We start from the raw sequence: 26,101 nt of genomic DNA on the forward strand, positions 1-26,101 counted from the left end.
CATGCCGATCCCCACCGCCCGCCTGTTGAATCTTATCCTTGCCAGCATGGCCGCCTTGGTTGCGGCCGGGCCGGGTGTCGTCTTGGCGCAGGCCACCGACAGCGTCATCAGCCAGCCGGGCTCGGCGCCAGCATCGACCTTCCGCACCGACCGCCCCTCTGTCCCGGGTGTGCGGCCCTCCGATGGTGTCGGCGTGTTCGACCGCATGGGTGCGAAGCTGCCGGACCTGCCGCCGGAGAAGGATTACAAGGGACCTGTCGACGAGGCTTACGGCGCCTTCCAGCGCGGTTATTACCTGACGGCAATGGACAAGGCGCTGCCACGCGCCCAGCTCGGCGATGCAGCGGCGCAGACGCTGATCGGCGAAATCCTCTCGCAGGGGCTTGGTGTCAAGAAGGACATCAAGAACGCCGCCTTCTGGTACGGCAAGGCGGCCGAAGGCGGCGATGCGGCGGCAATGTTCAAATATGCGCTGATCCTGATGGAAGGCCAGGGCGTGCCGCGCGACAAGGTCAAGGCCGACGACTACATGCGTAAGGCCGCCGAGGCCGGCAATCCTTCGGCGGAGTTCAACTGGGCGCAGCTTGTCATCGCCGATCATCCCGGCGAGACGGGACTGAAGCTCGCGCTGCCATTCTACGAGAAATCGGCCGAGCAGGGCATTGCCGATTCGCAATATGCCGTGGCGCAGATCTATGCGACGCTGAAGGACTTGCCTGTGGAAAAGAAGCAGCTCGCCCGCGAGTGGATGGCACGTGCGGCGCGCGCCGGTTTCGACACCGCTCAACTTGATCTCGGCATCTGGCTCGTCAACGGCGTCGGCGGGCCGAAGGATTACGTCAAGGGCTTCGAATGGCTGAAGCTTGCCGCCAATGGCGGCAATGTCGTTGCTCAGAACAAGCTCGCCCATCTTTATATCAACGCTATCGGCACGGCGCCGGATCCTGTCGAGGCGGCAAAGTGGTACGTCCTGTCGCGCCGGGCAGGGCTCGCCGATCCCTCGCTCGAGGATTTCTATCTCGGCATTGAGGATGATCAGCAGAAGGCGGCGATCGAGGCCGCCAACAAGTTCCGGCGGCGATAGATTACAGCATCTTTTGCGCGTCCCAAGCGGGAACGTTTTTAAAACAGCGCGTCGGCGAAAAGATCCTCGTCGCTTTCGGCTTTGACGGTCTCGGCGGGCGCCGGGGCGCTGTCTTCGCTCGCCGGGATGATGTCGCGGTGAATGCTGCGCTCCTGGACCATCGTATAGTGTTTGAAGATCTTGCGGTCGAGCGGAGCGATCGCATCGGTAAGATCGGAGATATCGGCGACCTCGGTGCCGGCAGCGCTTTCGAGCAGATCGGCACAGCTGGCAAAGACTTCGCCGAGATCGCGCTGAAAATCGAGCTTGCCGATCAGCAGGCTGATCTTGGTGGCGACCTCGCGGCCGTTCTCGGCGAGCACCTTCAGCTCATTTTCCATCATATTGGCTGCGGAGCGGATATTGCCGACAGCTGATGTCAGGCTTTCTCCGAGACCGCCGGTCCCGACATCGGCGGCGGGGGCGACGCGCCCGGCCGCGGCCTCGAGTGCCGGCAGGCCGGTGACGATAGCGTCGGCAGATTCGTCGAGCTTGCCGGCGAAGATGCGCAGCTTCGGCGGTGACGACGTTGATGGACCTGCCTTCCTCGCCGAGGCGGCTGCAACGCAGGTTGGTATTCAAAGCCATATAGTGAATGTCGGTCTTGACGGCGCGGATGTTGGCGATCGCTTCGGAGAGCTTGGCTGCCGTGCCGATCGTCGACTGGCTCACCTGGTCGGCCTGGCGGCTTGTCGTGTCGACCTGCTTGACGATTTCGTGGGCGGCCGAAACGCTGGATTCCAGCGCGCGCATGAAATTGCCGCCGGCTTCGCCGCTCTCACCGCTCATCTGATCGCGCAGCTTGAGGATCTCCCGCATGTCGTGGTCGAAACTGGCGATCGTCTTGACGACATTCTCCGAATCCCGCTGGAAATTGGCGCACATGTCGCTCATCTGCGCTGCTGTGAGATGGTGGATGACGTTCTGCAGGCGCTTGCGCGCGCCGGCATCGAGCTTTGCGCCCTCCTCGCCGGCAAAGAATTCCTCAAGCAGCGAAAGGGTGGCCTGCACATGCTCGATGCGTTGACGGGTGATGTCGCCGATCTGCAGGGCAGAGAGCGTCGAGGCGACCTTGCTCTGGACGCCGCGGGCAATCGCGCCGACCTCGCGGGCGACGACGCCGAGATGCTTGCGGTGTTCGGCGATCTTGGCGGCATCGTCGCGCAGGGCGGCGGCGACGGCTGGAACGGTATCGGCATAACCCTTGGAGACACTGGCGCCGAAGGAGGCGGCGAGTTTGACCTCCTTGTCGAGGCTGTCGAGTTGGGTGGCGAAACGGTTGACTTCATCGGTGCCGGAATGAGATTCGCTCCAGGATCTCCTGTGCGAAGCCGGAGAATTCCGCAAGACCGGCGCCGGTGATCTTCACGGTGACGGCGAAGGTTCTGAGATAACGCATCGTCTCCTGCATGTCGGAGACATGTTTGCGCAGTTCCCTGCCGGTCTGCGCCAGCGAGACGAGTGCCTCCTGGCGGTTTTCCTCGGTGACCGGCAGCGCCGTCAGGTTCTCCACCGTGACACGGAGATCGGCGCCGGTATCGCTCGACTCCCCATTGTCGAGCGCGGCGGTGACACTCTCAAGAGAATTCAACAGATGGTTGAGAACATCCATCACCGAGAGCAGTACCCTGCCGCCTTCGAGAAAACGTTCCTCGACCCGGCTGCGGGCGGATTCCAGGGTCCGGCCGATGTCCCGTCCGGATGTGCAGGCTGCAGCGGTCGGCGATACCAGAGCGTGTGCCAACATTTATCCCTTTTCTTAAACACAGGCATATTCGACTCTCGTTTTACGGGCAGGATGAAAACGTCCGGTAAACGCGCCGGACTCGTCACCGTTGTGATTAACGAAAGATGTGGATGGGCGTCGGTCCAAATCGAACATCTAGTTAATATTGCTTAACTTGTTGCTTTTATTTCATTTATCTCTAATTTTTGAGAAAAAAATACAACTTATTCCGGATGAGAAATTGGAAGTTCCGAGGACTCGTTATACGACAGTTTCATACAACCGCTGTTTACCCTGCATTAACGCTACCGTGAGAAGTCCTTTAAAGGTCGTCAAGTATTTCTCCGGCCAAGGGGGCTGCATTGGATACTCCTAAGCAATATTGCGAATCTATAAATTTGCCTGATGGGCTAAGTATTCGTACGACGTCCGAACTATATTCAAAGTTTACTGACGCAATTCGCGCCAACGATGCAATCACAGTTAGCATTCCCGAAAGTGCGGAAGCGGATCTGAGTTTCGTTCAACTCATCGAGTCCTCGCGCCGTCAAGCAAAAGCTGAGGGGAAGACATTCAAACTATCTACGCCTGCAAGCGGCTCGGTGCTGAAGGTACTTGAACGCGCAGGTTTCATCGAATCCTTCGATCAAGAAGATTCCAAGTTCTGGTTGCATAAAGAGGTGTAAGGTTATGAGTGCAAATATCCTGACTGTTGACGATTCCGCTAGCATCCGCCTGACCACCAAGGTCACGCTGAGCAATGCCGGTTACAGCGTCACCGAAGCCGCCGACGGGGCCGAGGGCCTGGCGACGGCCAAGGGTGGCCGCTTTGATCTGATCGTGACTGATCTCAACATGCCGGTCATGGACGGCCTGACGATGATCGAGGAACTGCGGAAACTGCCCGGGCAGGCCGGCGTCCCGATCATCTTCCTGACGACGGAATCGGATGCGGATCTCAAGGCTCGCGCCAAGGCCGCGGGTGCTACGGGTTGGCTGACCAAGCCGTTCGACCCCGAACATCTCGTGAAGATCGTGAAGAAGGTTCTCGGACGATGAGCACGCTCGATCCCGTTGCCGTGTTCCGCATGGAGGCTGCCGAATGCCTTGAAGCGATTGAGGCGGGTCTTCTCGACCTGACCCACCAGCTCGACAACAAGGATCTCGTCGACGCCGTGTTCCGCGGGCTTCACACGCTCAAGGGCTCCGGCGCGATGTTCGGTTTCGAGGCGCTCGCCGCCTTCACCCATCATTGCGAAACCGCCTTCGACCGCGTCCGCAAGGGCGAGGTCGCGGCGACCAGCGAACTCGTCGCCGCCGTTCTTGCCGCCGAGGACCATATGCGCGCCCTCGTCGACCAGCCAGACGCCGATCACGGCGATACTGGCAGCAAGCTTCTGGCGCAGCTGCAGGCGGCCGTCGGCGGCAGGCCGGCGGCGCCGGCCGCTGTTGCCACACCCGCAATCGTGCGTGAGGTGTCGACGAAGAAGAAAAGCAGCTGGCGCATCCGCTTCAGCCTGCCGGCCAACTCGATGGCCAACGGCACCAACCCGCTTGGCCTGCTGGACGAGCTGCGCGACCTCGGCGAATGCACCGTGCGCGCCAACACCTCGGCCATTCCGCCTCTTGGCGAGCTCACGCCGATGGAACTCCATATCTCCTGGGACGTGATGCTGACCAGCGAACAGGACCGCTCGGCGATCGACGACGTCTTCATCTTCGTGCTCGACGATATGGAACTCAGTGTCGAGGAGATCGACGGGCCGGCCACGGTAGATGTTGCTCCGATCGAGCAAAAGGCAGCACGTCTCCCCGTCGCCGCAGTCTCTGCGGCTGTTCCCGAGTTTCGTCCCGTCGAGGCGGTGCCGGCGAGGCGCGAGCCGCCCGCCGCCGTCAGCCAGGCGAAGGCGGCTGAGAATGTCCGGGTTCCCGCCGAGCGTCTCGACGAGCTGATGGACCGCGTCGGCGAGCTCGTCATCGCCCAATCGCGTCTCAGCCAGCTTGCCAGCGCCAGCGCCGATATCGCGCTACGCTCCGTCTCGGAAGAAATCGAACGCCTTTCCGGCGAGTTGCGCGACACGATGATGGTGCTGCGCATGGTGCCGGTCGCCACCCTGTTCTCCCGTTTCCGCCGCCTCGTCCACGATCTCGCCCGCGAAACCGGCAAGGTGATCGAGTTGGTGACGGAGGGCGAGAGCACCGAAGTCGACAAGACCGTCATCGAGCGGCTGGCCGATCCGCTGGTGCATCTGGTGCGCAACTCGATCGATCACGGTCTCGAAACGCCTGCCGACCGCCTTGCCGCCGGCAAGACCGAAGCCGGCACGGTGATCCTTTCGGCTCGCCAGGCCGGCGGCGAGGTGATCATCTCGATCAAGGACGACGGCCGCGGCATCAACCGCGAACGGGTTCGCGCCAAGGCGGAATCCTCGGGCCTTATTCATCCCGGCCAGCCACTCTCCGATTCCGAGCTGCTGCAGCTGATTTTCGCTCCCGGCTTCTCGACGGCGGCGGCGATCACCAATCTATCTGGTCGCGGCGTCGGCATGGACGTGGTCAAGAAGACGGTCGAAGCGCTTCGCGGCGCGATCGACATCGTCAGCGTGCCGGGACAGGGTTCGGAAGTGTCGCTGCGCATCCCGCTGACGCTTGCCATCATCGACGGCCTGCTGGTGCGTGTCGGTTCCGGCCGTTACGTCATCCCGCTCTCGGCGGTCGAGGAATGCCTAGAGCTGTCGCTCGAGGAAGATCTCCGCTCGCGGGGCCGCAGCTTCATCTCGCTGCGCGACAGCCTGGTGCCGTTCCTGCGCCTGCGCGACCTCTTCCGCACCGGCACCAAACCCGACGTGCACCAGAAGGTCGTCGTCATCTCGACCGGCACGGAACGTGTCGGCCTCGTCGTCGATCAGATCATCGGCGACCACCAGACGGTCATCAAGTCGATGTCGAAACTGCATAACGACGTCGCGACCTTCTCGGGCGCGACCATTCTCGGCGACGGCAGCGTCGCTCTCATTCTCGACGTCGGGCACCTGGTTGCCGCGGGTCAGCAACAGGAGGCGCAATTGCGTGTAGCAGGATGAGTGCAGCAGCAACAGCCGAACGATTCGACAATCACTGGAGCTATGCCGAGGAAGTCGAAGTCCTGACTTTTGATCTCAATGGCGAAACCTTCGCGCTGGAAGCGGTCATCGTCCAGGAAATCCTGGACCTGCTTCCTGAGACCGCGGTGCCGGGCAGCCAGCCCTTCGTCGCCAGCGTCATCAACTTCCGCGGCAAGGTCATTCCGCTCGCCGATCTGCGTCTCGCCTTCGGGATGGAAGCAGCAGAGGCAACGATCGACAGCCGCATCATCGTCATCGAGATCGACCTGCAGGGCGAGCAGACGCTCGTCGGCCTCAGAACCGACAAGGTGAACGAGGTGACGACACTTGCAAAATCCGCGAGCGAGGCGCCGCCGAGCATCGGCATGCGCTGGCGCGCCGACTACATCAACTGCCTGGTGAAGAGGGGCGGAGAGTTTATCATTCTCCCGAACCTGCAGGCCATTTTTTCATCGAGGCACAAGGCGGCGGGAGCCGCCAGTTGACCCGGATGAATTCAAACTTGGGGGTTTGACGATGCGAATGACAATTAAGACGAAACTGGTGACGGCGTTCACGTTCATCATTCTGATGCTGGTGGGTACCGCCGCCTACGGTGTCCTCAGCCTTGGATCGCTGAACGACACGATCGATAGACTTCTCTCCGGTCCGGCAGCTCGTCTCGATCTCGCGCAGCAGATCAACATTGCCCAGCTTGAGGCCATCCGCCAGCAGAAGAACCTGCTCACCGCCCGGACCGCTAATGAGACGGCCGGTTCGATTGCCAAGGGCGATCAGGCCCGCAAGGACTTCGCCGACGCTTTCGGCCAGGTGCTGGCGCTGGCAACGGAAGAGGGCAAGGCGCGCTGGGCGCGCATCGCCGAGCTTTCCAAGACCTTCAATGCAGCCGACGATCAGATCCGTGACTATGTGAAAGCCGGCAATGCCGAAAGCGCGAATACGATTTCCGTCACCACGGCGCGGGCCGCTGCCAACGACATCGACGCAACGCTCAGCGAAATCCTGACCCTTGAAAAGCAGCGCATGAAGGCTGCCGACGACGGTGCCGAAGCGCAATATATGACGACGCGCACGACGATGGTTGCGGTGGCCGCCGCAGCTCTGCTGATTGCCGCCGTCACCGCCTTCTGGATCGCCAACTCGATCAGCAAGGGCCTCAACCGCGCCAACATCGTGGTGCGCGAAGTGTCGGAAGGTGATCTGACGAAGATGGCCGATATCACCAGCCACGATGAAATCGGCGAGCTTCTGGGCAACGTCAACACGATGATCGAACGCCTGCGCGGTGTCGTCGCCGACGCCTTGTCGGCTGCCGACAACGTCTCTTCCGGCAGCCAGCAGCTTTCGGCAAGTTCGGAACAGGTGTCGCAGGGCGCCACCGAACAGGCCGCTTCGGCTGAAGAGGCTTCCGCTTCGATGGAGCAAATGGCCGCCAACATCAAGCAGAATGCCGACAATGCCGCTCAGACGGAAAAGATCGCCCGCCAGTCGGCCAAGGATGCCGAGATGAGCGGTGAGGCGGTGACGCGCGCTGTCGATGCCATGCGCACGATCGCCCAGAAAATCAGCATCGTCCAGGAAATCGCCCGCCAGACCGATCTGCTGGCGCTCAATGCTGCCGTCGAAGCGGCGCGTGCCGGCGAACACGGTAAGGGCTTTGCGGTCGTCGCTTCGGAAGTGCGCAAGCTTGCCGAACGCAGCCAGTCGGCCGCGGCCGAAATCAGCTCGATGTCGAGCGATACGGTCAAGGCCGCTGCCGATGCCGGCGACATGCTCGGCCGTCTGGTACCCGATATCCGTAAGACGGCCGAACTGGTCTCCGAGATCAGTGCGGCCTGCCGCGAACAGGACATCGGCGCCTCGCAGATCAACGAAGCGATCCAGCAAGCTCGACAAGGTGACGCAGCAGAATGCCGGCGCTTCCGAGCAGATGTCGGCAACTTCAGAGGAACTCGCCTCCCAAGCCGAAGAACTGCAGACCTCGATTGCCTTCTTCAAGGTCGATACGGCGGGCAGCCCGCGGCCCGGCATCAACAAGGTGCAGCCAAAAGCGTCGCCCAAGGGTCTCCTTTCCTCTGCCTCTGTCCGCAAGTCCGCTCCGCAGGCCTACGGCCAGGGCCGCGGCCAGACGGTTTCGGCTCAGCAGCAGCGTCTCAAGGGCTTTGCTCTCGACATGTCGATGGGCGGTCCAGACGCTGGCGATGACGACTTCAGGGAGAGCGCATAGGCGCTCCCCAAAGCGCATAAGTGCTTTCGCCAACGTGATCCTCGGGTTGCCCCAGCGACCCGAGGCGGGAATACCCCCAACGCGTGTAGGCGTTGGTGCTGCGATCGATAGATGTCGGCCACCGGGAAGCGAATGAGTCGCTTGTCCCCTTTCAGACACATCCTTCCAAGCTCGACGTCCCGCCAGGGGGACATGTTTCTCTCCATTCGTTTTGACCGCAAATCGGGGGTATCACATGCGTTTCACCATCAAACTCAAACTAGGCCTTGCCTTCGGCATCATGACGTTGCTGCTGATCGGCATCGCCGTCTACGGAAGCATGAGTCTCGGAACTTTGAATGATGCAAGCGCCCAGATGATCAACGGCTCAGTCCGTCGTCTGGAGCTGGCACTGACCGCCAATGTTGCCGAAGTCAACGCCATTCGTTCCCAGAAGAACGCACTTCTCTCCACGGATCCCGAAACTGCTGCCGCTTTCTATAAGGACGCCGACCAATACCTGCAGGAGATGTTCGGAGCTGTCGATAGCGGCCTTGCCATCGCCTTGCCGGAGGGGAAGCCATATTGGGAGAAGTTGCAGACGATTGGCGCGAAGTTCCGCGAAAGATCCGCCGAACTGCAGCAACTTGACGCAAGAGGTGACCAAGCCGGCGCGCTGGCGCTTTCACTGGGTGAGCTGAGAACAATGACCGACGATATGGGCACCGCAATCGCGGCTCTCGTCGAAATCCAGCGCAAAGGAATGAAGGCGACCGCCGCGTCAAACACCGAGCTCTATGGCTCGACCAAGCTGATCCTCGGCAGTGCTTCCGGATTTGCAGTGCTCATCGCGCTCGGCGCCGCCTTGTGGATCACCCTTGGAATCAACCATGGTCTGCGAAAGATCACGATGGTCGCAAACGCTGTCGCAATCGGTGACCTCAACCAGAAAGTCGATGTCAAGACCAACGACGAGATCAAGGATCTTATCGATACGGTTAACGCCATGACCGCCAATCTGCGCGCCACGGCGGCCCTTGCCGACCAGATCGCCATGGGTGACCTCAGCACCGATGCAAAGCCGCTGTCGGACAAAGATGCGCTCGGCATCGCCATGCAGAGCATGATCTCCAACCTTAGAACCACCGCCGGCATCGCCGATCAGATCGCAAACGGCGACCTGACGGTGTCCCCGAAGCCGCTCTCCGACAAGGATGCGCTGGGCCTCGCCCTGGAGCAGATGGTCGAGCGCCTGCGCGGCGTCGTTGCCGATGCGATCTCAGCGGCGGAAAATGTCTCTTCCGGCAGCCAGGAGCTTTCAGCAAGCTCCGAGCAGGTATCGCAGGGCGCTACCGAACAGGCGGCTTCCGCCGAAGAAGCTTCTGCCTCGATGGAAGAGATGGCGTCGAACATCAAGCAGAATGCAGATAATGCGGCTCAGACGGAAAAGATCGCCCGCCAGTCGGCCAAGGATGCGGAAGCCAGCGGCGAGGCCGTTTCCCGCGCCGTCGATGCCATGCGCACGATCGCCCAGAAGATCGGTATCGTTCAGGAGATCGCCCGCCAGACCGATCTGCTGGCTCTCAATGCCGCCGTGGAAGCAGCGCGTGCCGGCGAACACGGCAAGGGTTTTGCCGTCGTCGCTTCGGAAGTGCGCAAGCTTGCCGAACGCAGCCAGTCGGCGGCCGCCGAAATCAGCTCGATGTCGAGCGATACGGTAACGGCCGCCCAGGAAGCGGGCGAAATGCTTGGCCGCCTGGTGCCGGACATCCGCAAGACGGCCGAGCTGGTTTCCGAGATCAGTGCGGCCTGCCGCGAACAGGATATCGGCGCGGCGCAGATCAACGAGGCGATCCAGCAGCTCGACAAGGTAACCCAGCAGAATGCCGGCGCCTCCGAGCAAATGTCTGCGACCTCGGAAGAGCTTGCGAGCCAGGCGGAAGAGCTGCAGACGTCGATCGCTTTCTTCAAGGTCGATATGGCGGGCGGACACCGTGAGCGCGCGCCGGTGGCAAAGGCTGTCGCCCGCAGCCGGCCTCAGGCCGCCCCGCGCAAGCCGGCCACCAAGACGCCGGCCAATACGGTCGCCGGCCAGCAGGCCCGCGTGAAGGGCTTTGCCCTCGACATGTCGATGGGCGGTCCGGACATGGCCGATGACGAGTTTCGGGAGAGCGCGTAGGTACTCTCTGGGGAAAGCGCATGAGCGCTATCCCCTTCGCAACTGTGATGGGCCAGCCAGAATGGCCCGTGACGCAGGCTTTCGGCGCTTGGGGAAGCGACACGGAAGTTTATTCATGTCCTCCGTCGGTTTCGCCGGATGGGAATTTCTTTGCTGCATGATGCCGCGCCACTTGGACCATATTTATTGCTTCGCTCTCTGAGAGGAATATTGAGATGCGTATTACGATCAAACTCAAACTCGCGGCTGCATTCGGCTTTGTCATATTATTGCTGGTGGGCAGCGCGGTTTATGGGATCTTCAGCCTCAGCTCGCTGAACGATGCCGTCAGCGATCTCATTGCCGGTCCTGCAAAGAGGCTGGAACTGGCTCTGGAAGCGCAAACTGCCGAGCTCGACGCTGTTCGTTGGCAGAAGAACGCTCTTCTGGAAATGGACCCCGAAATCGCCAGGAAAGACTATCAGAATTCGGCAAAAAGCGTGGATGAAATGCTCACGCTGGTGACAAGCGGCCTACAGCTGGCAACCGCTGAGGGCAAGCCTAGCTGGGACAGGCTGGTCGAGCTTGCCAAACGTTTCGATGAAGGCTCCAACAAAGTCGCCTCCATACAGGAAAGTGGCGACAGAGCAGGCGCCGTGGCGCTTTCCTCAGGGGAGGTTCGCGCCCTCGTCGCGGAAATGGAAGAGGTTTTCGGAAGACTCGTCGGGCTACAGCAGAAGGCGATGGCGCAGGCCGATAACGACACCGATGTTCTTTATAGTTCCACGAAGAACATGTTGATCGGTCTCGCAATAGGCGCCTCCGTCATCGCTTTTGCCGCTGCGCTGTGGATCGCGTTCGGCATCAACAGCGGGCTGCGCAAGATCATCGACGTTGCCGGCGCCGTCGCAATCGGCGACCTGAATCAGAAGGTCGAGATTAAGAGCAACGACGAGATCAAAGATCTGGTCAAAATGATCAACACGATGACGGACAACCTTCGCGTCACCGCTGACATCGCCGCGCAGATCGCCGGCGGCGACCTGACGGTGTCCCCGAAGCCGCTGTCTGACAAGGATACGCTGGGCATTGCACTCGAACAGATGGTCGAGCGCCTGCGCGGTGTCGTCGCCGATGCGATCGTGGCTGCAGAAAATGTTTCGGCCGGCAGCCAGGAACTTTCGGCAAGCTCGGAGCAGGTATCGCAGGGCGCCAGCGAACAGGCGGCTTCGGCCGAAGAGGCCTCCGCTTCGATGGAGGAAATGGCCGCCAACATCAAGCAGAATGCCGACAATGCCGCGCAGACCGAGAAGATCGCCCGCCAGTCGGCCAAGGATGCTGAGATGAGCGGCGAAGCGGTGTCGCGCGCCGTGCAGGCGATGCGGACCATCGCCGAAAAGATCGGCATCGTCCAGGAAATCGCCCGCCAGACGGACTTGCTGGCGCTCAACGCCGCCGTGGAAGCCGCGCGTGCCGGCGAACACGGCAAGGGCTTTGCCGTCGTCGCTTCGGAAGTGCGCAAGCTTGCCGAACGCAGCCAATCGGCGGCCGCCGAAATCAGCTCGATGTCGAGCGATACGGTAACGGCCGCCCAGGAAGCGGGCGAAATGCTTGGCCGCCTGGTGCCGGACATCCGCAAGACGGCCGAGCTGGTTTCCGAGATCAGTGCGGCCTGCCGCGAACAGGATATCGGCGCGGCGCAGATCAACGAGGCGATCCAGCAGCTCGACAAGGTAACCCAGCAGAATGCCGGCGCCTCCGAGCAAATGTCTGCGACCTCGGAAGAGCTTGCGAGCCAGGCGGAAGAGCTGCAGACGTCGATCGCTTTCTTCAAGGTCGATACGGCAGGTGATCGCCAATCCCGCCTGCCGGCCGCCAGGGTAACGGTCCGCAACCCGGCGCCGGTCGCCGGCCGCAGCCTCGGCGGCAGGAAGCTCGCCGCCAACAGCATCGCCGGTCAGCAGGCGCGGGCAAAGGGCTTCGCACTCGATCTCTCCATGGGCGGTCCCGATGATGGGGACGTCGAATTCAAGGAAAGCGCCTGATCATGGCTCCAACATCTCTGGAAGCGCAATTCGTGACCTTCAGCCTCGGCGAGGAGATTTTCGCCGTGCCGGTTGAGGTCGTCCGGGAAATCCTCGACTATGCGGAAGCTTTCAAGATTCCGAATGGTCCCGACTATCTGCTCGGCCTGCGCGATGTGCGCGGGCAGGGCGTGCCGACGATTGATCTTCGATTGAAGCTCGGCATGACGAAGACCGAGCCGACCCCGCATACGCGGGTGCTGGTCCTCGACGTGCCGATGGAAAGCCGGCTTCTCACCCTCGGCCTTGTTGCCGACCGCGTCTTCGAGGTCACGCCGTTTCGGCGTGACCAGATCGAGGCGGCGCCCGATATCGGCGTGCGCTGGCGTTCGGACTATATCGCCGGCGTCGTTCGCCGTGAAAACGGCTTTGTCGTCATCATCGATCTGGCGCGGTTGCTGTCGCGCGAGGACGCCTCTGCACTGCAATCGGCGGCCTGACCGCTTCGTCACTCGGAGTACTACGTTTTATGAGTATGGCAACAGCGGTGGAAACCCAATTGCCGGGCGACCGGATCAGCAAGCGCAATTTCGACAAGCTTGCCCGGTTCATCTACGACTATAGCGGCATCAAGATGCCGCCGACCAAGCTGACGATGCTCGAGGGGCGGCTGAGGCGCCGCCTTCGGGCAACCAATCACGCGACCTTCGACGATTATTGCGACTTCCTGTTCAATCAGGACGGTCTTGCCCAGGAAACCGTCTACCTGATCGACGTAGTGACGACGAACAAGACCGACTTCTTCCGCGAAGCCAAACATTTCGACTATATGCAGAGCGTGGCGCTACCGGCGATTGCCGGCAGCGGCGTCCGCACCATTCGCACCTGGAGTTCGGCCTGCTCGACGGGAGCCGAACCCTATACGATGGCGATGGTGCTGGCGGAATTCACCGAAGGCCGCAACGACGTATCCTACAGCATACTGGCGACCGATCTTTCCACCGACGTTTTGCAGACGGCGCGCCGGGGCATCTACCCGGAAGATCTCATCGCGCCGGTGCCGTGCGACCTGCAGCGCAAATATGTGCTGACGGCCAAGCAACCGGATCGGCGGGAGGTGCGCATCACGCCGAAACTGCGCAGCAGGATCGGTTTTGCCCGCATGAACCTGATGGACGAGAAATATCCGATCGGCGAGCCGATGCACGTGATCTTCTGCCGCAATGTGCTGATCTACTTCGACAAGCAAACTCAGGCCGGCGTGCTCAACCGCCTCTGCGATTGCCTGGCGAAGGGAGGGTACATGTTCATCGGCCATTCCGAATCGATCACCGGCTTCGATCTGCCGTTGAAGCAGGTCTCGAACACGGTGTTTCAGCGCATTTAGAGGCTTCATGGCTAAGAAAATCCGCGTTCTCATCATCGACGATTCCGCCAGCATCCGTCAGACGCTGACGCATGTGCTGGAGCAGGATCCCGATATCGAGATCATGGCGGTGGCGTCCGACCCCTTCGTGGCCGCGCGCAAGCTGCTGGAGGAAATCCCCGACGTCATCACGCTCGATGTCGAGATGCCGCGCATGGACGGCATCACCTTCCTGCGCAAACTGATGGCGCAGCGGCCGATCCCTGTCGTGATGTGCTCGTCGCTGACGGAAGCCGGTTCGGAAACGCTGATCCAGGCGCTGGAGGCCGGCGCCGTCGACGTCATTTTGAAATCGAAGATCGGGGCCGCCGACAGTCTTTCCGATGATGCGATACGCATTCGCGAAATCGTCAAGAGCGCCTCGCATGCGCGGCTTACCACCGTCCGCCGCGCTGCCGGAACCATCCGCTCGGCTTCGGCCGACGGACCGACCAAAAAGCTGACGGCGGATGCGATGCTGCCGCCGCCGACGGGACGGGCGATGGCGAAGACGACCGAGATGGTGGTCTGCGTCGGCGCCTCCACCGGCGGCACCGAAGCGCTGCGCGAGTTACTGGAGGAACTGCCGGCCAATGCGCCCGGCATGGTGATCGTCCAGCATATGCCGGAGAAATTCACTGCCGCCTTCTCCAAGCGGCTAAACGGGCTCTGCGAGGTGGAGGTCAAGGAAGCCGTCGACGGCGATCCCGTGTTGCGCGGCCACGTGCTGATCGCGCCAGGCGACAAGCATATGCTGCTCGAACGCCAGGGTGCGCGCTATTATGTGAGCGTAAAGACCGGGCCGCTGGTGTCGCGGCACCGGCCTTCGGTCGACGTGCTCTTTCGCTCGGCGGCGCGCTCGGCCGGCTCGAACGCCATGGGGATCATCATGACCGGCATGGGTGACGATGGTGCGCGCGGCATGCTGGAAATGCATGAGGCAGGCGCCTACACGGTGGCGCAGGACGAGGCGAGTTCGGTCGTTTTCGGCATGCCGAAGGAGGCGATCGCCAAAGGCGGCGTCGACCGTATCCTGCCGCTCGATCAGATCGCTCGCGAAGTGCTGATAACGCAGCAGAAGTTTTAAGTCGGTTTCAACGGAAGCGGCTGAAGCCGGCGGTATCGCAAGATGCCGCCGGCTTTTGATTATCACCCTGCAGATTCTCTTTCAGGCGAGATAACCGCCGTCGATCGTCAGGCTGGCGCCGGTGACGAAGGCGGCCTCGGCACTGGCGAGATAGGCGGCGAGGCCGGCAATCTCGCGGTCCTCACCCAGGCGGCCAAGCGCCATCAGTGGCTTGAGGCGTTCATGATCGTCTTCATTGGGGTTCATGTCGGTCGCCGTCGGGCCGGGCTGGATGTTGTTGACGGTGATGCCGCGTGGACCGAGATCGCGGGCGAGGCCGCGGGTCATCGAGGCGATCGCGCCCTTCGTCATGCTGTAGACTGCGGAGGTCGGAAAGCCGCTGCGATCGGCGGTGACGCTGCCGATGGTGATGATGCGGCCGCCTTCCTTCATATGTCTTGCCGCTGCCTGGATGCCGACGAAGGCGGCGCGGACATTAACGGCAAACATCCGGTCGAAATCTTCGAGCGAATAGTCGTCGAGCGGGTTGAGGATGAGAATCCCGGCATTGCTGACGAGAATGTCGAGACCGCCAAAGGTCTCGGCTGTCAGCGCAACGGCATCCTTTACGGCTTTCGCATCGGCACTGTCGGCTCGGATCGCCAGCGCCTTGCCGCCAGCAGTCTCCAGCTCGGCGACGATTGCCTTCGCCCTGTGCTCGGAACTGGAATAGGTGAAGGCGACGGCGGCGCCGTCAGCGGCGAGCCTTCGGACGATGGCGGCACCGATGCCGCGCGAACCGCCGGTGACGAGGGCGATCTTGGTGGAAAGGGATTGAGACATGCAGGTTTCCTTTGTTTTGGATTGATCAGTCTAGAATTGGCCGTGGAAAGGCCGGTTCGGAATTGCCCCGTCGTCAGCGAAGGCTTCTGATTGCCATGCGTGCGATAGCGCGGAGCGTCTCGGGTGGGGCGCCGTTTCGGGCGCTGACTTTCATGCCCGCCAGGGCAGCGCCGAGAAACGGAATGGCGTTGGCGATATCGATATCTGTTGCGAGGTCTCCGGTCCTGCGAGCCTCACCGAGAAGGCTCTCGATCGCCGCGTGAAGCGCGTGGCCGGCGCTGTCGGTAAGAGCTGCGACCTCGGCATCGGTGCGGCCGAATTCGCAGATGGCGCTGACACCGAGGCAGCCGCGCCGCGCCTCGGCAGCGGGACGCGAGGCGAAGGCGACGAGAGCACCTTCCAGCGCCTCGATCGGCCGGCCTTCGCGGCGAAGATCGGCGATGATCTTGTCGATGCTCTCCACATTGTAGCGCTTCAGCGCTTCCAGATAGAGGCCGCGCTTGTCGCCGAAGGTGTCGTACATGCTTTGCCGACTGATCTTCATCGCCGTCAGCAATTCCTCGGTCGAGGTGCCTTCATAGCCGTGCTCGGAAAATACGCCGATGGCGGCATGAAGGGCGGTGTTGCGATCGAATTCCTTGTGTCGTGCCATGACGAGGCTTCTACTCTTATTGGACTAATCTGTCCAGAATAAATTTATGGTTTCCGGCGCCGCAGGGCAGCCATGCGCGCCTCCCCTTGAAATTTCCCTGATTTTGTGGTCTTGAGGCCGCCAATCTTCGCAGCGCTGCCTGTCATGCATGTTCAGGGACACTTCCCGCCCCTGGCAGCGCGCGCGCCCCGTATCAGTCCCAAGGAAAAATGCGCCGATGGCCCGTTCAGCTCTTCTCAATGTCATGGTTCAGGCTGCCCTCAAGGCAGGAAAGTCGCTGGGACGTGATTTCGGCGAAGTGCAGAACCTGCAGGTTTCCGTGAAGGGGCCGGGCGATTTCGTTTCCACCGCCGACCGCAAGGCCGAAAAGATCGTCAGGGAAGAGCTGCTCAAGGCGCGTCCGACCTATGGCTTCCTCGGCGAAGAGAGCGAGGAAATCAAGGGCACCGACGGCGCGCATCGCTGGATCGTCGACCCGCTCGACGGCACGACGAACTTTTTGCACGGCATCCCGGCCTTCGCGGTCTCGATCGCGCTCGAACGCAATGGCGAGATCGTTGCCGCCGTCGTCTTCAATCCGGCGACCGACGAGCTCTATACCGCCGAGCGCGGCGGCGGCGCCTTCCTTAACGACCGGCGCCTGCGCGTCGCCGCGCGCCGGGCGCTGTCGGATTGCGTCATCGGCTGCGGTGTGCCGGCGCTCGGCAAGCGCAATCACGGCAAGTTCCTGGTCGAGCTTCGCCACGTGATGGGCGAAGTTGCGGGCATCCGCCGCCTGGGCTCGCCGACGCTCGATCTTGCCTATGTCGCTGCCGGGCGGTTCGACGGTTTCTGGGAAGCGGAGCTTGCGCCGTGGGACATGGCGGCCGGCATCCTGCTCATCCGCGAAGCCGGCGGTTTCGCCACCGACTGGGACGGTGGTGCAACGATGCTGGAGAGCGGCACGATCGTCGCCGGCAACGAGATCATCCATAAGGCGTTGATCGAAGTCGTCAAGCGGCCAATTCCCGCCAAGTGAGCGGACGAAAATCCGGCTGTTGTAAAGTCACGGTTTTCGCCTCGGCATACTTCAATTCGGCACAATGTTGCTCTAGTCTCCGCCAGCAATGACTCCGGAGGCAGCGGACCCTATGGAAAATGTGAATGTGGCGGAGATCGGCTCCACCGAAAAGACGGCCAGCGGTTATGCCTACAGGCTTTCGAGCCCCATGCCCTTCCTCTGGACTATGCTGCTTTTCCTCGTCATCGTCGGCTTTATCGCCGCCATCCTCTTCCGGCAGACGCAGACCGCTTTCATGCACAATCCGGGCCTCAACGGCCTGATCGTCGGTGTTCTCGCAGTCGGAATCATTCTTGTTTTCAACCATGTGCTGGCGCTTCGCCCCGAAGTGCGCTGGTTCAACTCCTTCCGCGCCGCCGGCAGCGCCGACAAGGTCAACCGCAATCCGCGGCTGCTCGCGCCGATGCGGGCGCTGATCGGCAGCCGCAAATCTTCGGTGGCGCTATCGACGACGGCGCTGCGCTCGATCCTCGATTCCATCGCCACCCGCCTCGACGAATCGCGGGATGTCTCGCGGTACCTGATCGGCCTTCTGGTTTTCCTCGGCCTGCTCGGCACCTTCTGGGGCCTGATCGGCACGATCGGTTCGATCAGCATGGTGATCCAGTCGCTCGATGCCGGCTCGAACGGCACGGGAGATGTGCTTGCGGCGCTGAAGGAAGGGCTTTCCACCCCGCTTTCGGGCATGGGCCAGGCCTTTTCCTCCTCGCTGCTCGGCCTTTCCGGCTCGCTCATTCTCGGCTTCCTCGACCTTCAGGCCGGCCGCGCGCAGAACCGCTTCTACATGGAGCTGGAAAACTGGCTCTCCTCGGTCACTGATGTCGGCTCCGACCTGGCGCCGGCCCTCGACGCCGTTGCCGGCGCTTCCTCGGACGATATGCGTGCGCTCTCCGATTATCTGCGCAAGGTCTCCGAGGAGGGGGGCGCCGGCAGCCAGCGCTCGGTCGCCGCCATGGCGAGCCTTGCCGAAGGCATTCAGGGTCTCGTCAAGAACATGCGCAACGAGCAGCAGATGCTGCGCGACTGGATCGAGGCGCAACAGGACGAGGCCAAAGCGATGCGCCGCACGCTCGACCGGCTGGCCGAACGCATCGGCGTTCAGGAGCGCGCCGGCGACCGAAGCGAGCGCGTGCGCGACCGCGCCAGTCAGGCAGAAAAGAGCGAGGGCAAGTAAGCCATGGCTCTTGCCCGCAACCGGCGCCGTGAACGCACGGTGGATTATTGGCCGGGCTTCGTTGACGCGCTGTCGACGCTGCTCATCTCAATCATGTTCCTGCTGACGGTCTTCGTCGTCGGGCAGTTCATCCTCAGCCGCGAGATCACCGGACGCGATGAGGTGCTCAGTCGCCTCAACAGCCAGATCGACGAGCTGACGCAGCTTCTTGCGCTCGAAAAGGGCAGCAATCAGGACCTCCAGGATTCGGTCGCCAATCTTCAGGCCTCGCTTGCCAGCGCCGAGGGCGATCGATCGCGGCTGCAGGCGCTGCTAAATGCCGGGTCCGGCGGGCAGGACGCGGCGCAGAAGCGAATTGGCGCGATGACGCAGGAGCTTGACGAGCAGAAGCAGGTCAGCGAGCGGGCGCTGAGCCAGGTGGAGCTGCTGAACCAGCAGATTGCAGCACTTCGCAGCCAGATCGCCGCCGTCGAAGCCGCTCTTCAGGCTTCGGAGGAGAAAGACCGGGTCTCGCAGACCAAGATCGCCGATCTCGGCAGCCGCCTCAACGTTGCGCTCGCCGCGCGCGTGCAGGAGTTGAACCGCTATCGTTCCGACTTTTTCGGGCGCCTGCGCGAGATCCTTTCCGACCGCGAGAATATCCGCATCGTCGGCGACCGCTTCGTCTTCCAGTCGGAAGTGCTGTTTCCCTCGGGCGGCGCCGATCTAAACCCGGAGGGACAGACCGAGATGGGCAAGCTCGCCGCCGCTCTTCTCGATCTCGCCAAGGAAATTCCGCCGGAGATCAACTGGGTGCTGCGTGTCGACGGCCACACCGACAATGTGCCGCTGGCCGGGACGGGCCGCTATCGCGACAATTGGGAGCTCTCCTCGGCGCGCGCGATTTCGGTTGTCAAGTTCCTGATTGCGCAGGGCGTGCCGGCCGACCGGCTGGTTGCCGCCGGCTTCGGCGAGTTCCAGCCGATTGCGCCCGGCGAAACACCGGATGCGCGCGCCACCAACCGCCGCATCGAGCTGAAGCTGACAGAGAAATAATCAGCGTGGCGTGGCTTGTCGCACCTCCTTCAGCCGGTCGGCGAGAAAATCGCGCACGGCGGGGCTGTCGCTGAGGCCGATCGCCGTTATGTAGGCATCGACTGCTGCGGCATCGTCGCCGGCGCGTGCGAGAAGAAAGGCACGCACGGCCCAATAGGGCTGATAGGCCGCGGCATCGCGCGGATCGAGCCTATTGAGCCGCTCCAGACCGGCGGTGGCGCTCAAGGCCCTGCCGATCACCGCTGCTTCGGCGACGCGTGCGCCGAGCGTGTGTTTTATCTTTACCAGCGCCGCGTAGAGCGTTGTCAGCGCCGGCCAGTCGGTCATTCCCGAAACCCGGCGCGTTGCATGCACGGACTGGATCGCAGCATGGCACTGAAAGGGACCGAAACGGTCGAAAGCTCCGGCCTTGCGCAGCAGCGCATCCGCCTCGGCGATCATGATCACGTTCCAGGCCGCCGTATCCTGCTCGTCGAGCGGCACGTATCGGCCATTACGGTCGCGCCGGGCGCTGCGGCGGGCCTCGCAGTGAAGCATCAGCGACAGCAAGCCGATCGCTTCCGGTTCATCAGGCAGCACCGCCAGAAGCGCGCGGCCGAGCCAGATCGCTTCGCCGGCAAGCGAATGGCGCTCCTCCTCGCCGTCGAGACCGTCCCATCCGAGGCCGTAGGCGGCATAGATCGCCGAAAGCACGGCAGCGAGCCGCTCCGGCAGAGCGGAGCGAGGGGGAATGGCGAAGGGAATGCCGGCATCGCGGATCTTCACCTTGGCCCGCACCAGCCGTTGGCTCATCGCCTCCGGTGAAACGACGAAGGCCCGTGCTATGGTTTTCGCCTCGATGCCGAGAACCGTCTGCAGCATCAGCGCCGTATGCACGGAGCTGTCGATGGCGGGATGGGTGCAGGCGAAGAGCAGCTTCAGCCGCTCATCGGGAAAGACGGCTTTGCCGGCCTCGTTCATGCGTTCCTCCGCCTCCTCGAAGGCGACGGTTATCGTCGTCTGCGCGTTGGCCGCGACGGTGCGGTGGCGGGCCGCCTGCATCAGGTTGCGGCGTGCGGCCACCAGCAGCCAGGCTTCCGGCTTGTCGGGAACGCCGCGCTCCGGCCAGACGCGAAGGGCCGACGCCAGCGCTTCCGACAATGCGTCTTCCGCCGCCGGCACGTCACGCGAGCGGGCGGCCAGAAAAGCGATTAGCTTGCCGTAGGACTGACGCGCCACCTGTTCGGCGGCGCGTCCCGCATCGGGCGGCATCGCCGTTTCACATTTGCAGGCGCGGACGCACCTCGACCGAACCCCTGTCGGAGATCGGAACGCGTGTTGCCCATTCGAGCGCGGTGTCCATGTTGGGGACTTCGATCAGATAGAAACCGCCGAGCTGTTCCTTGCCTTCCGGATATGGGCCGTCCTGAACGTCGTGATCCTCGCCTTTGCGGCGCACGATCGTACCGGTCTCCGGTGCCGTCAGCCCGGCTCCGCCGGTCATGATCCCTGCCTGGGCAAGCGCCTTGCTGTAGGCGACCCAGCCGTCGCGATAGGCGGGATCGCTGCGGTTGGCGAAATCCTCGGCGGCTTCGCGAATGATGAGAGCATATTGCATGGGAAACTCCTGATCTCTTTGTGGCGTTGATCCGGGCATCGCCATATCGGGAATATTCCGAAAGCCGTGACGCCCGGTGGAGCGGTTCAGCCGTTCCGAGACAATGAGGCGCGACCAGCGGTCATTTCGACATGGTTTTCAAGAAATCTGCAAAAAAGAAAAATGGCGCGGAGATCACAAGGAAACAGGCCGGGCGCGAGGTGCCGCATCGCTCATCGGCGCGCGGAGAGGCAGGGCGGCGCTTTACGCCGCCGCCGCCATTTTGCTCAGGCCTCGGCCTTCGTCTGGTCGACGACGTCAGCGCTTGGCGTGTTCTTCTTGATCGATTCGATGGCACTCATGGCGGACGCCTTCGCCTTGTAGCCTTCGGAAAGGAACATGGTTTCCCCGTTCGATGCCTTGAAGCGGAAGCGGAACTCGCCGGCCTTATCCTTATAAACTTCGAATTTATACATTGGATGTCTCCCGAAACGCTGAATTGCAACCATCAGCGTTAGGGAGGCTAGATCAAAATGGCGAGCTTTTCCACTGCCTTAATTAGAATTGGATGCTCGGCGTCCAATTGTCGCCGTTCCCAGGGACGCAACCGGAGGGGTCTGCGCCGCCGACGTCATTCCATCTGGATGTTCGCGCCCTTGACCACCGGTCCCCATTTGGCGAGCTCGGCCTTGACATGGGCGGCGAGTTCATCCGGCGTCGAGCCGACGATGGTGGCGCTGAATTCTTTCATCCGTTCGGCAACGGCCGGGTCTTTAAGCGCTTTGTTGGCCGAGGCGTTGAGACGCATCACCACCTCGTTCGGCGTCTTGGCCGGGGCGAAAAGCGCATTCCAGGTATAGGTCTCGTAACCCGGTATGCCTGACTCGGCGACCGTCGGCACATCGGGGAAGGAGGGCGCGCGCGCGGCCGTGGTCACCGCCAGCGCCCGCAAAGTGCCGGCCTTGATATGGCTCGATGACGAGGGCAGGTTGTCGAACATGATCGGCACCTGATTGCCGATGACGTCATTCAAGGCCGGGCCAGCGCCCTTATAGGGAATATGCTGCATGCTGACGCCGGCCATGGATTTGAAAAGTTCGCCGGACAGATGCAGCGGCGTGCCGTTGCCAGACGAGGCATAGCTGTATTTGTCGGGCTCGGCCTTCAGCAGCGCGATCAGCTCCGGCACGGTCTTTGCCGGCAATTCCGGATTGACGACCAGCACGTTCGGCACGACGACGAGCAGCGAGACCGGCGCGAAATCCTTCTCGGGATCATAGGGGGTCGATTTGAGGATCAGCGGATTGAGCGCGTGGGTCGCGACAGTGCCCATCAGAATCGTGTAGCCGTCGGGTTCGGCGCGGGCGACGTTACCGGCGCCGAGATTGCCGCCGGCACCGGCGACGTTCTGAACGATCACCTGCTGGCCCAGATCCTCCGACATCTTCTGCGCGACGATGCGCGCAACGACATCGGTCGAGCCACCGGCCGCAAACGGCACGACCATGGTGATCGCGCGATCGGGAAAATCGGCAGCAGCGGCGGATGCGCCTGATGCAAAGGCCGCAAGCATACCGAAGCCGAGCGCAAGGCTCGCACGTCGCGTCATATCGAAAGGCGCCATTCCTATCTCCTCCCAAGAATCTCAACAGCGATATCCCCACCCCGGGGCATGAAGAGGGTAGTGCGGAAGACGCGAATGACAACCGTGGAGGGGTCAGACTTTAGTCGCGGAGAAGCGGATGGCCGCCTATTTCGCGGCGGCGAGCACATCCTCGTTGGCGGCATCGAATTGCAGCCGCGCCAATCGTGCATAGATGCCGCCGTGGCGGATCAGGCTCTGATGGGTGCCTTCCTCGACGACGCGGCCCTGATCCATCACGAGGATGCGGTCGGCCTTCAATACGGTTGCCAGGCGATGGGCGATGATGAGCGTCGTGCGGCCGTCGACAAGGCCGTCGAGCGCCTTTTGCACCAGGGTCTCGCTTTCCGCATCCAGCGCCGACGTGGCCTCGTCGAGCAGCAGCACGGGCGCGTTCTTCAGGATGGCACGAGCGATGGCGATGCGTTGGCGCTGGCCGCCGGAGAGCGTAATGCCGCGTTCGCCGACCTCGGTCTCATAACCCTGATCCAGCCGCGTGATGAACTCGTCGGCCTGGGCGGCAAGGGCTGCGGCGCGGACCTCGTCTCGCGAGGCTCCGGGACGACCGAAGGCGATGTTGTCATAGATCGAGGCGGCAAAGATAGTGACATCCTGCGGCACGATGGCTATGCGCCGGCGCAGTTCTTCGGGGGTCGTCAGCTGCGCGTCGACACCATCGATCGTCACGCTGCCTTGTTGCGGATCGTAGAAACGCAGAAGCAGCGAAAAGACGGTGCTCTTGCCGGCGCCGGAAGGGCCGACAATGGCAACGGTCTCGCCCGGCGCAATGGTCAAGCTCAAGCCATGCAGCGCCGATTTGCCGGGGCGCGAGGGATAGGCAAAATGCACGTCGGAAAATTCGACGCGGCCAAGGCCGGGCGAAGGAAGAACCTGCGGATGGTCGGGGGCGGCGATCGGCGAGACTTCGTCGAGAAGCTCGGTCAGCCGGTCGGCGGCGCCGGCTGCCTGCGAGAGTTCGCCCCAGACCTCCGACAAGGCGCCTAGCGAACCGGCAGAGATGACGGCATAGAGCAGGAACTGGCCCAGCGTGCCGGCCGAAAGCGTGCCGGCAAGCACGTTGTGGGCGCCGACCCAGAGCACGGCGACGACGCTGCCGAAGATCAGCGTGATGGCGATCCCGGTCAGCAGCGCGCGCGAGCGGATGGCGGCACGGGCCGCTTCATAGGCGGATTCAACGGCGCTGCCGTAGCGTGTCGCTGCGGCATCCTCGCCGTTGAAGGCCTGGACGGTGCGGGTCGCGGCGATCGTCTCGTTGGCGAAGGCGGAGGCATTGGCGAGCGTATCCTGGGCGGCGCGGGAGCGCTTGCGCACCGAGCGGCCGAAAGCGACGAGCGGGAAGACGATCAGCGGGATCGCCCCGATGACGAGGCTCGAAAGCTTCGGCGAGGTGACGATCATCATACCCATCGCGCCGATACAGAGGATGAGGTTTCTGAGCGCCACCGAGGCCGTGGCGCCAACGGCGGATTTAATCTGCGTTGTATCGGCGGTCAGGCGCGAGACGATCTCGCCGGACTGGTTGACGTCGAAGAAGGATGGCGACAACCTTGTCACATGAGAAAAGACATCGCGGCGAAGATCGGCGACAATGCGCTCGCCGATGGTGATGACAAAATAATAGCGCAGTGCGCTTGCGACAGCGAGCACGACGGCCATGATCATCAGCATGGCGAAGTAGCTGTTGATGAAGCGGCCGTCGGACTGGGTGAAGCCGTGGTCAATCATGCGACGCACGGCGAGCGGCAGCGCCAGCGACGTGATGGCGGCAAGCGCCAGCGACGTCAGCGCACCGGCCACCAGGCCGCGATAACGCATGACGTAGGGCATCAGCCTACCGAGCGGCCGTAGCGACCGCCTTTTGTTTTCCTCAGCCCGTGCCTGCTCTGCCAAATTGTCTCCGATCGCCCTCAGGACCCGCGCAATGCGGCCTGTTGGCTCTTGTTATCTAGGCGCTCTTCATGTATAGGCACGCCATCCTAATGGGAAGCCGTAGCCATCACGACTGCGGCTTCATTTATTCAATCGGTTCGGTGGCCGCAACTGCATGCGGCAAATTGAACTCCGGTATCGCAGGAAGATTGTTATGAAGGCAGGCATCCATCCCGACTATCACATGATCAAGGTGGTCATGACCGATGGCACCGAATACGAAACCCGTTCGACCTGGGGTTCGGAAGGCGCTGTCATGAACCTCGAAATCGATTCCAAGTCGCACCCGGCCTGGACCGGCGGCAACCAGCAGCTCATGGACCGCGGCGGCCGCGTTTCCAAGTTTAACAAGCGTTTCGGCGGCCTCGGCCTCTAATCCCTTCTGCTCGATGGAATTCGAAAAGAGCCCGGTTTTGCCGGGCTTTTTTGCGTTGTCGGGAAGGGGCGTTTTCAGGCAAAGAAAAACCGGCCGCGTCGGACGCGGCCGGTTTGTATGGAATTCCCGCAGATCTGGTCAGTTGTTGCCGAAGGCGGTCTGCAGCAGGGAAAGCTGGGCCTGGACGCTGTTTTGATTGTCGTGAACGATCACGGCTTCGGACGGGCGGTAAATCTCGCGGTCGAGCAAAGCAATGCGGTTCTGCAGACGCAGCGAGCGCTCGACGAGGTCGCGGAAGGATTCCGGCAGGTCGCCCCAGCCGGGCGCGGCGCGGTCGACGTTGAAGCCGTCGAGGCGAACCTTGTTCTTTTCTGCCAGCACCTGGTCACGGGACATTTCGCCATTGTTGACGGCGCGCTGCAGCAGCAGCCAGGAGGCCATCTGCATGAGACGGGTGGTGAGGCGCATCGATTCTGCTGCATAGAGAACCGAGGCCATCCGCGGCAGAACCTTGGACGCGGCGCGGCCCTGGCCGTCGAGATAGGCGGCGGTCTCTTCGACCAGCGACATGCCTTCCGCATAAAGTGCCTTGAACTGCGAGGATGCAGCCGCGCGACCTGCAAAACTGATCGTGTTCAATCCAACTTCCGACATCGCAATAGTCCCTGTTGCACGCAGCTACATATGTTCAGGTAACGCGGGCACCGACGGAAAAGTTTCCGAGCCCGGTCTTTATGACTTTAAGATGGTATCATTAGCCCAAATGCGCAAGCCGTTTCTTAAGAAAGGGTTAATCTCCACAGTTTCGTGGAGAAGCGCCGGGCACAAGGAAAAAGAAGAGCCGCAAAAGCGGCTCTCAAGGTAAAACAGGGAGAAAAATCAGACCAATTCACCGCTTGGAAAACTGTCTGAGATCCAGAGAAAATCCGGATGAGTACAGTAATATCTTATAAAGCTTAATATTTTATTAACATTGTGCCG

The 26,101-nt window shown here is 62.0% G+C and carries 22 protein-coding genes and 2 pseudogenes; 15 read left to right on the forward strand and 9 right to left on the reverse strand.

Annotated elements, in window-relative coordinates:
• Position 1: 1 nt before the first annotated feature.
• Entirely contained in the window at positions 2-1,084 is a 1,083-nt protein-coding gene (locus MF410_RS22730; protein ID WP_097628782.1) for a tetratricopeptide repeat protein, read from the forward strand.
• A 38-nt stretch (positions 1,085-1,122) separates the two neighbouring features.
• Here the strand turns inward: MF410_RS22730 and MF410_RS22735 are convergent.
• Positions 1,123-2,867, reverse strand: a pseudogene (locus MF410_RS22735) (chemotaxis protein).
• A 344-nt stretch (positions 2,868-3,211) separates the two neighbouring features.
• Between MF410_RS22735 and MF410_RS22740 the strand changes: the two are divergent.
• The 10 genes and pseudogenes from MF410_RS22740 to MF410_RS22785 all read left to right on the forward strand — a co-directional run bounded on the left by MF410_RS22740 (position 3,212) and on the right by MF410_RS22785 (position 14,833).
• The gene (locus tag MF410_RS22740; protein WP_131711047.1) at positions 3,212-3,535 is read left to right on the forward strand and encodes an STAS domain-containing protein; all 324 of its coding nucleotides are present in this window, start codon (positions 3,212-3,214) and stop codon (positions 3,533-3,535) included.
• Positions 3,536-3,539: 4 nt separating this feature from the next.
• Positions 3,540-3,908, forward strand: a complete 369-nt coding sequence (locus MF410_RS22745; RefSeq protein ID WP_003585726.1) for a response regulator — start codon at positions 3,540-3,542, stop codon at positions 3,906-3,908.
• Positions 3,905-5,932 carry a chemotaxis protein CheA gene (locus MF410_RS22750; RefSeq protein WP_097628785.1) on the forward strand — a complete coding sequence of 676 codons (2,028 nt, stop codon included), beginning with the start codon at positions 3,905-3,907 and terminating at the stop codon, positions 5,930-5,932. Before MF410_RS22745 ends, MF410_RS22750 begins: the two co-directional genes overlap by 4 nt.
• Positions 5,929-6,438, forward strand: a complete 510-nt coding sequence (locus MF410_RS22755; protein ID WP_097628786.1) for a chemotaxis protein CheW — start codon at positions 5,929-5,931, stop codon at positions 6,436-6,438. Before MF410_RS22750 ends, MF410_RS22755 begins: the two co-directional genes overlap by 4 nt.
• 31 nt (positions 6,439-6,469) lie before the next feature.
• Positions 6,470-8,180, forward strand: a pseudogene (locus tag MF410_RS22760) (methyl-accepting chemotaxis protein).
• Positions 8,181-8,415: 235 nt separating this feature from the next.
• Positions 8,416-10,338 carry a methyl-accepting chemotaxis protein gene (locus tag MF410_RS22765; RefSeq protein ID WP_131711045.1) on the forward strand — a complete coding sequence of 641 codons (1,923 nt, stop codon included), beginning with the start codon at positions 8,416-8,418 and terminating at the stop codon, positions 10,336-10,338.
• A gap of 215 nt (positions 10,339-10,553) precedes the next feature.
• On the forward strand, positions 10,554-12,362 hold the full coding sequence (locus tag MF410_RS22770) for a methyl-accepting chemotaxis protein (protein ID WP_131711044.1): 1,809 nt from the start codon (positions 10,554-10,556) through the stop codon (positions 12,360-12,362).
• Positions 12,363-12,364: 2 nt separating this feature from the next.
• A complete protein-coding gene (locus MF410_RS22775; RefSeq protein ID WP_003590275.1) occupies positions 12,365-12,841 on the forward strand; it encodes a chemotaxis protein CheW in 477 nt (158 codons plus the stop codon).
• Between the two features lie 29 nt (positions 12,842-12,870).
• Positions 12,871-13,728, forward strand: a complete 858-nt coding sequence (locus tag MF410_RS22780) for a CheR family methyltransferase (protein ID WP_097629202.1) — start codon at positions 12,871-12,873, stop codon at positions 13,726-13,728.
• 7 nt (positions 13,729-13,735) lie between these two features.
• Positions 13,736-14,833: a chemotaxis response regulator protein-glutamate methylesterase gene (locus tag MF410_RS22785; RefSeq protein ID WP_097629203.1), complete on the forward strand. Its 1,098-nt coding sequence runs from the start codon at positions 13,736-13,738 to the stop codon at positions 14,831-14,833.
• Positions 14,834-14,914: 81 nt separating this feature from the next.
• Here MF410_RS22785 and MF410_RS22790 read toward each other — a convergent pair whose 3' ends face one another.
• The gene (locus MF410_RS22790) at positions 14,915-15,655 is read right to left on the reverse strand and encodes a 3-oxoacyl-ACP reductase family protein (RefSeq protein WP_097629204.1); all 741 of its coding nucleotides are present in this window, start codon (positions 15,653-15,655) and stop codon (positions 14,915-14,917) included.
• A gap of 73 nt (positions 15,656-15,728) precedes the next feature.
• Positions 15,729-16,307 (reverse strand): TetR/AcrR family transcriptional regulator, encoded by a 579-nt coding sequence (locus tag MF410_RS22795; protein WP_097629205.1) that lies wholly within the window; start codon positions 16,305-16,307, stop codon positions 15,729-15,731.
• Positions 16,308-16,524: 217 nt separating this feature from the next.
• On the opposite strand from MF410_RS22795, the gene MF410_RS22800 reads away from it, so the two are divergent.
• From MF410_RS22800 to MF410_RS22810, 3 genes are all read left to right on the forward strand, one after another.
• Positions 16,525-17,325 (forward strand): inositol monophosphatase family protein, encoded by an 801-nt coding sequence (locus tag MF410_RS22800; RefSeq protein ID WP_097629206.1) that lies wholly within the window; start codon positions 16,525-16,527, stop codon positions 17,323-17,325.
• A gap of 112 nt (positions 17,326-17,437) precedes the next feature.
• Positions 17,438-18,541: a MotA/TolQ/ExbB proton channel family protein gene (locus tag MF410_RS22805; RefSeq protein ID WP_054185080.1), complete on the forward strand. Its 1,104-nt coding sequence runs from the start codon at positions 17,438-17,440 to the stop codon at positions 18,539-18,541.
• Between the two features lie 3 nt (positions 18,542-18,544).
• Positions 18,545-19,576: a peptidoglycan -binding protein gene (locus MF410_RS22810; protein ID WP_239620078.1), complete on the forward strand. Its 1,032-nt coding sequence runs from the start codon at positions 18,545-18,547 to the stop codon at positions 19,574-19,576.
• Here the strand turns inward: MF410_RS22810 and MF410_RS22815 are convergent, their stop codons facing one another.
• The 5 genes from MF410_RS22815 to MF410_RS22835 all read right to left on the reverse strand — a co-directional run bounded on the left by MF410_RS22815 (position 19,577) and on the right by MF410_RS22835 (position 24,705).
• Positions 19,577-20,827, reverse strand: a complete 1,251-nt coding sequence (locus tag MF410_RS22815; RefSeq protein WP_097629207.1) for a DUF6596 domain-containing protein — start codon at positions 20,825-20,827, stop codon at positions 19,577-19,579.
• 7 nt (positions 20,828-20,834) lie between these two features.
• Positions 20,835-21,173 (reverse strand): YciI family protein, encoded by a 339-nt coding sequence (locus MF410_RS22820; RefSeq protein WP_097629208.1) that lies wholly within the window; start codon positions 21,171-21,173, stop codon positions 20,835-20,837.
• A 266-nt stretch (positions 21,174-21,439) separates the two neighbouring features.
• The gene (locus MF410_RS22825) at positions 21,440-21,628 is read right to left on the reverse strand and encodes a YegP family protein (protein ID WP_003566419.1); all 189 of its coding nucleotides are present in this window, start codon (positions 21,626-21,628) and stop codon (positions 21,440-21,442) included.
• Positions 21,629-21,783: 155 nt separating this feature from the next.
• A complete protein-coding gene (locus MF410_RS22830; protein ID WP_097629209.1) occupies positions 21,784-22,776 on the reverse strand; it encodes a tripartite tricarboxylate transporter substrate binding protein in 993 nt (330 codons plus the stop codon).
• 126 nt (positions 22,777-22,902) lie between these two features.
• On the reverse strand, positions 22,903-24,705 hold the full coding sequence (locus tag MF410_RS22835) for an ABC transporter transmembrane domain-containing protein (RefSeq protein WP_097629210.1): 1,803 nt from the start codon (positions 24,703-24,705) through the stop codon (positions 22,903-22,905).
• 193 nt (positions 24,706-24,898) lie between these two features.
• On the opposite strand from MF410_RS22835, the gene rpmE reads away from it, so the two are divergent.
• Entirely contained in the window at positions 24,899-25,120 is a 222-nt protein-coding gene (gene rpmE, locus MF410_RS22840) for a 50S ribosomal protein L31 (RefSeq protein WP_003566413.1), read from the forward strand.
• A 138-nt stretch (positions 25,121-25,258) separates the two neighbouring features.
• Here rpmE and MF410_RS22845 read toward each other — a convergent pair whose 3' ends face one another.
• Positions 25,259-25,774 (reverse strand): DUF1465 family protein, encoded by a 516-nt coding sequence (locus tag MF410_RS22845; protein ID WP_003542804.1) that lies wholly within the window; start codon positions 25,772-25,774, stop codon positions 25,259-25,261.
• Between the last annotated feature and the right edge of the window lie 327 nt (positions 25,775-26,101).

Source organism: Rhizobium sp. C104, from assembly GCF_022354505.1.
In the GTDB taxonomy this organism is placed as follows: Bacteria; Pseudomonadota; Alphaproteobacteria; order Rhizobiales; family Rhizobiaceae; genus Rhizobium; species Rhizobium redzepovicii.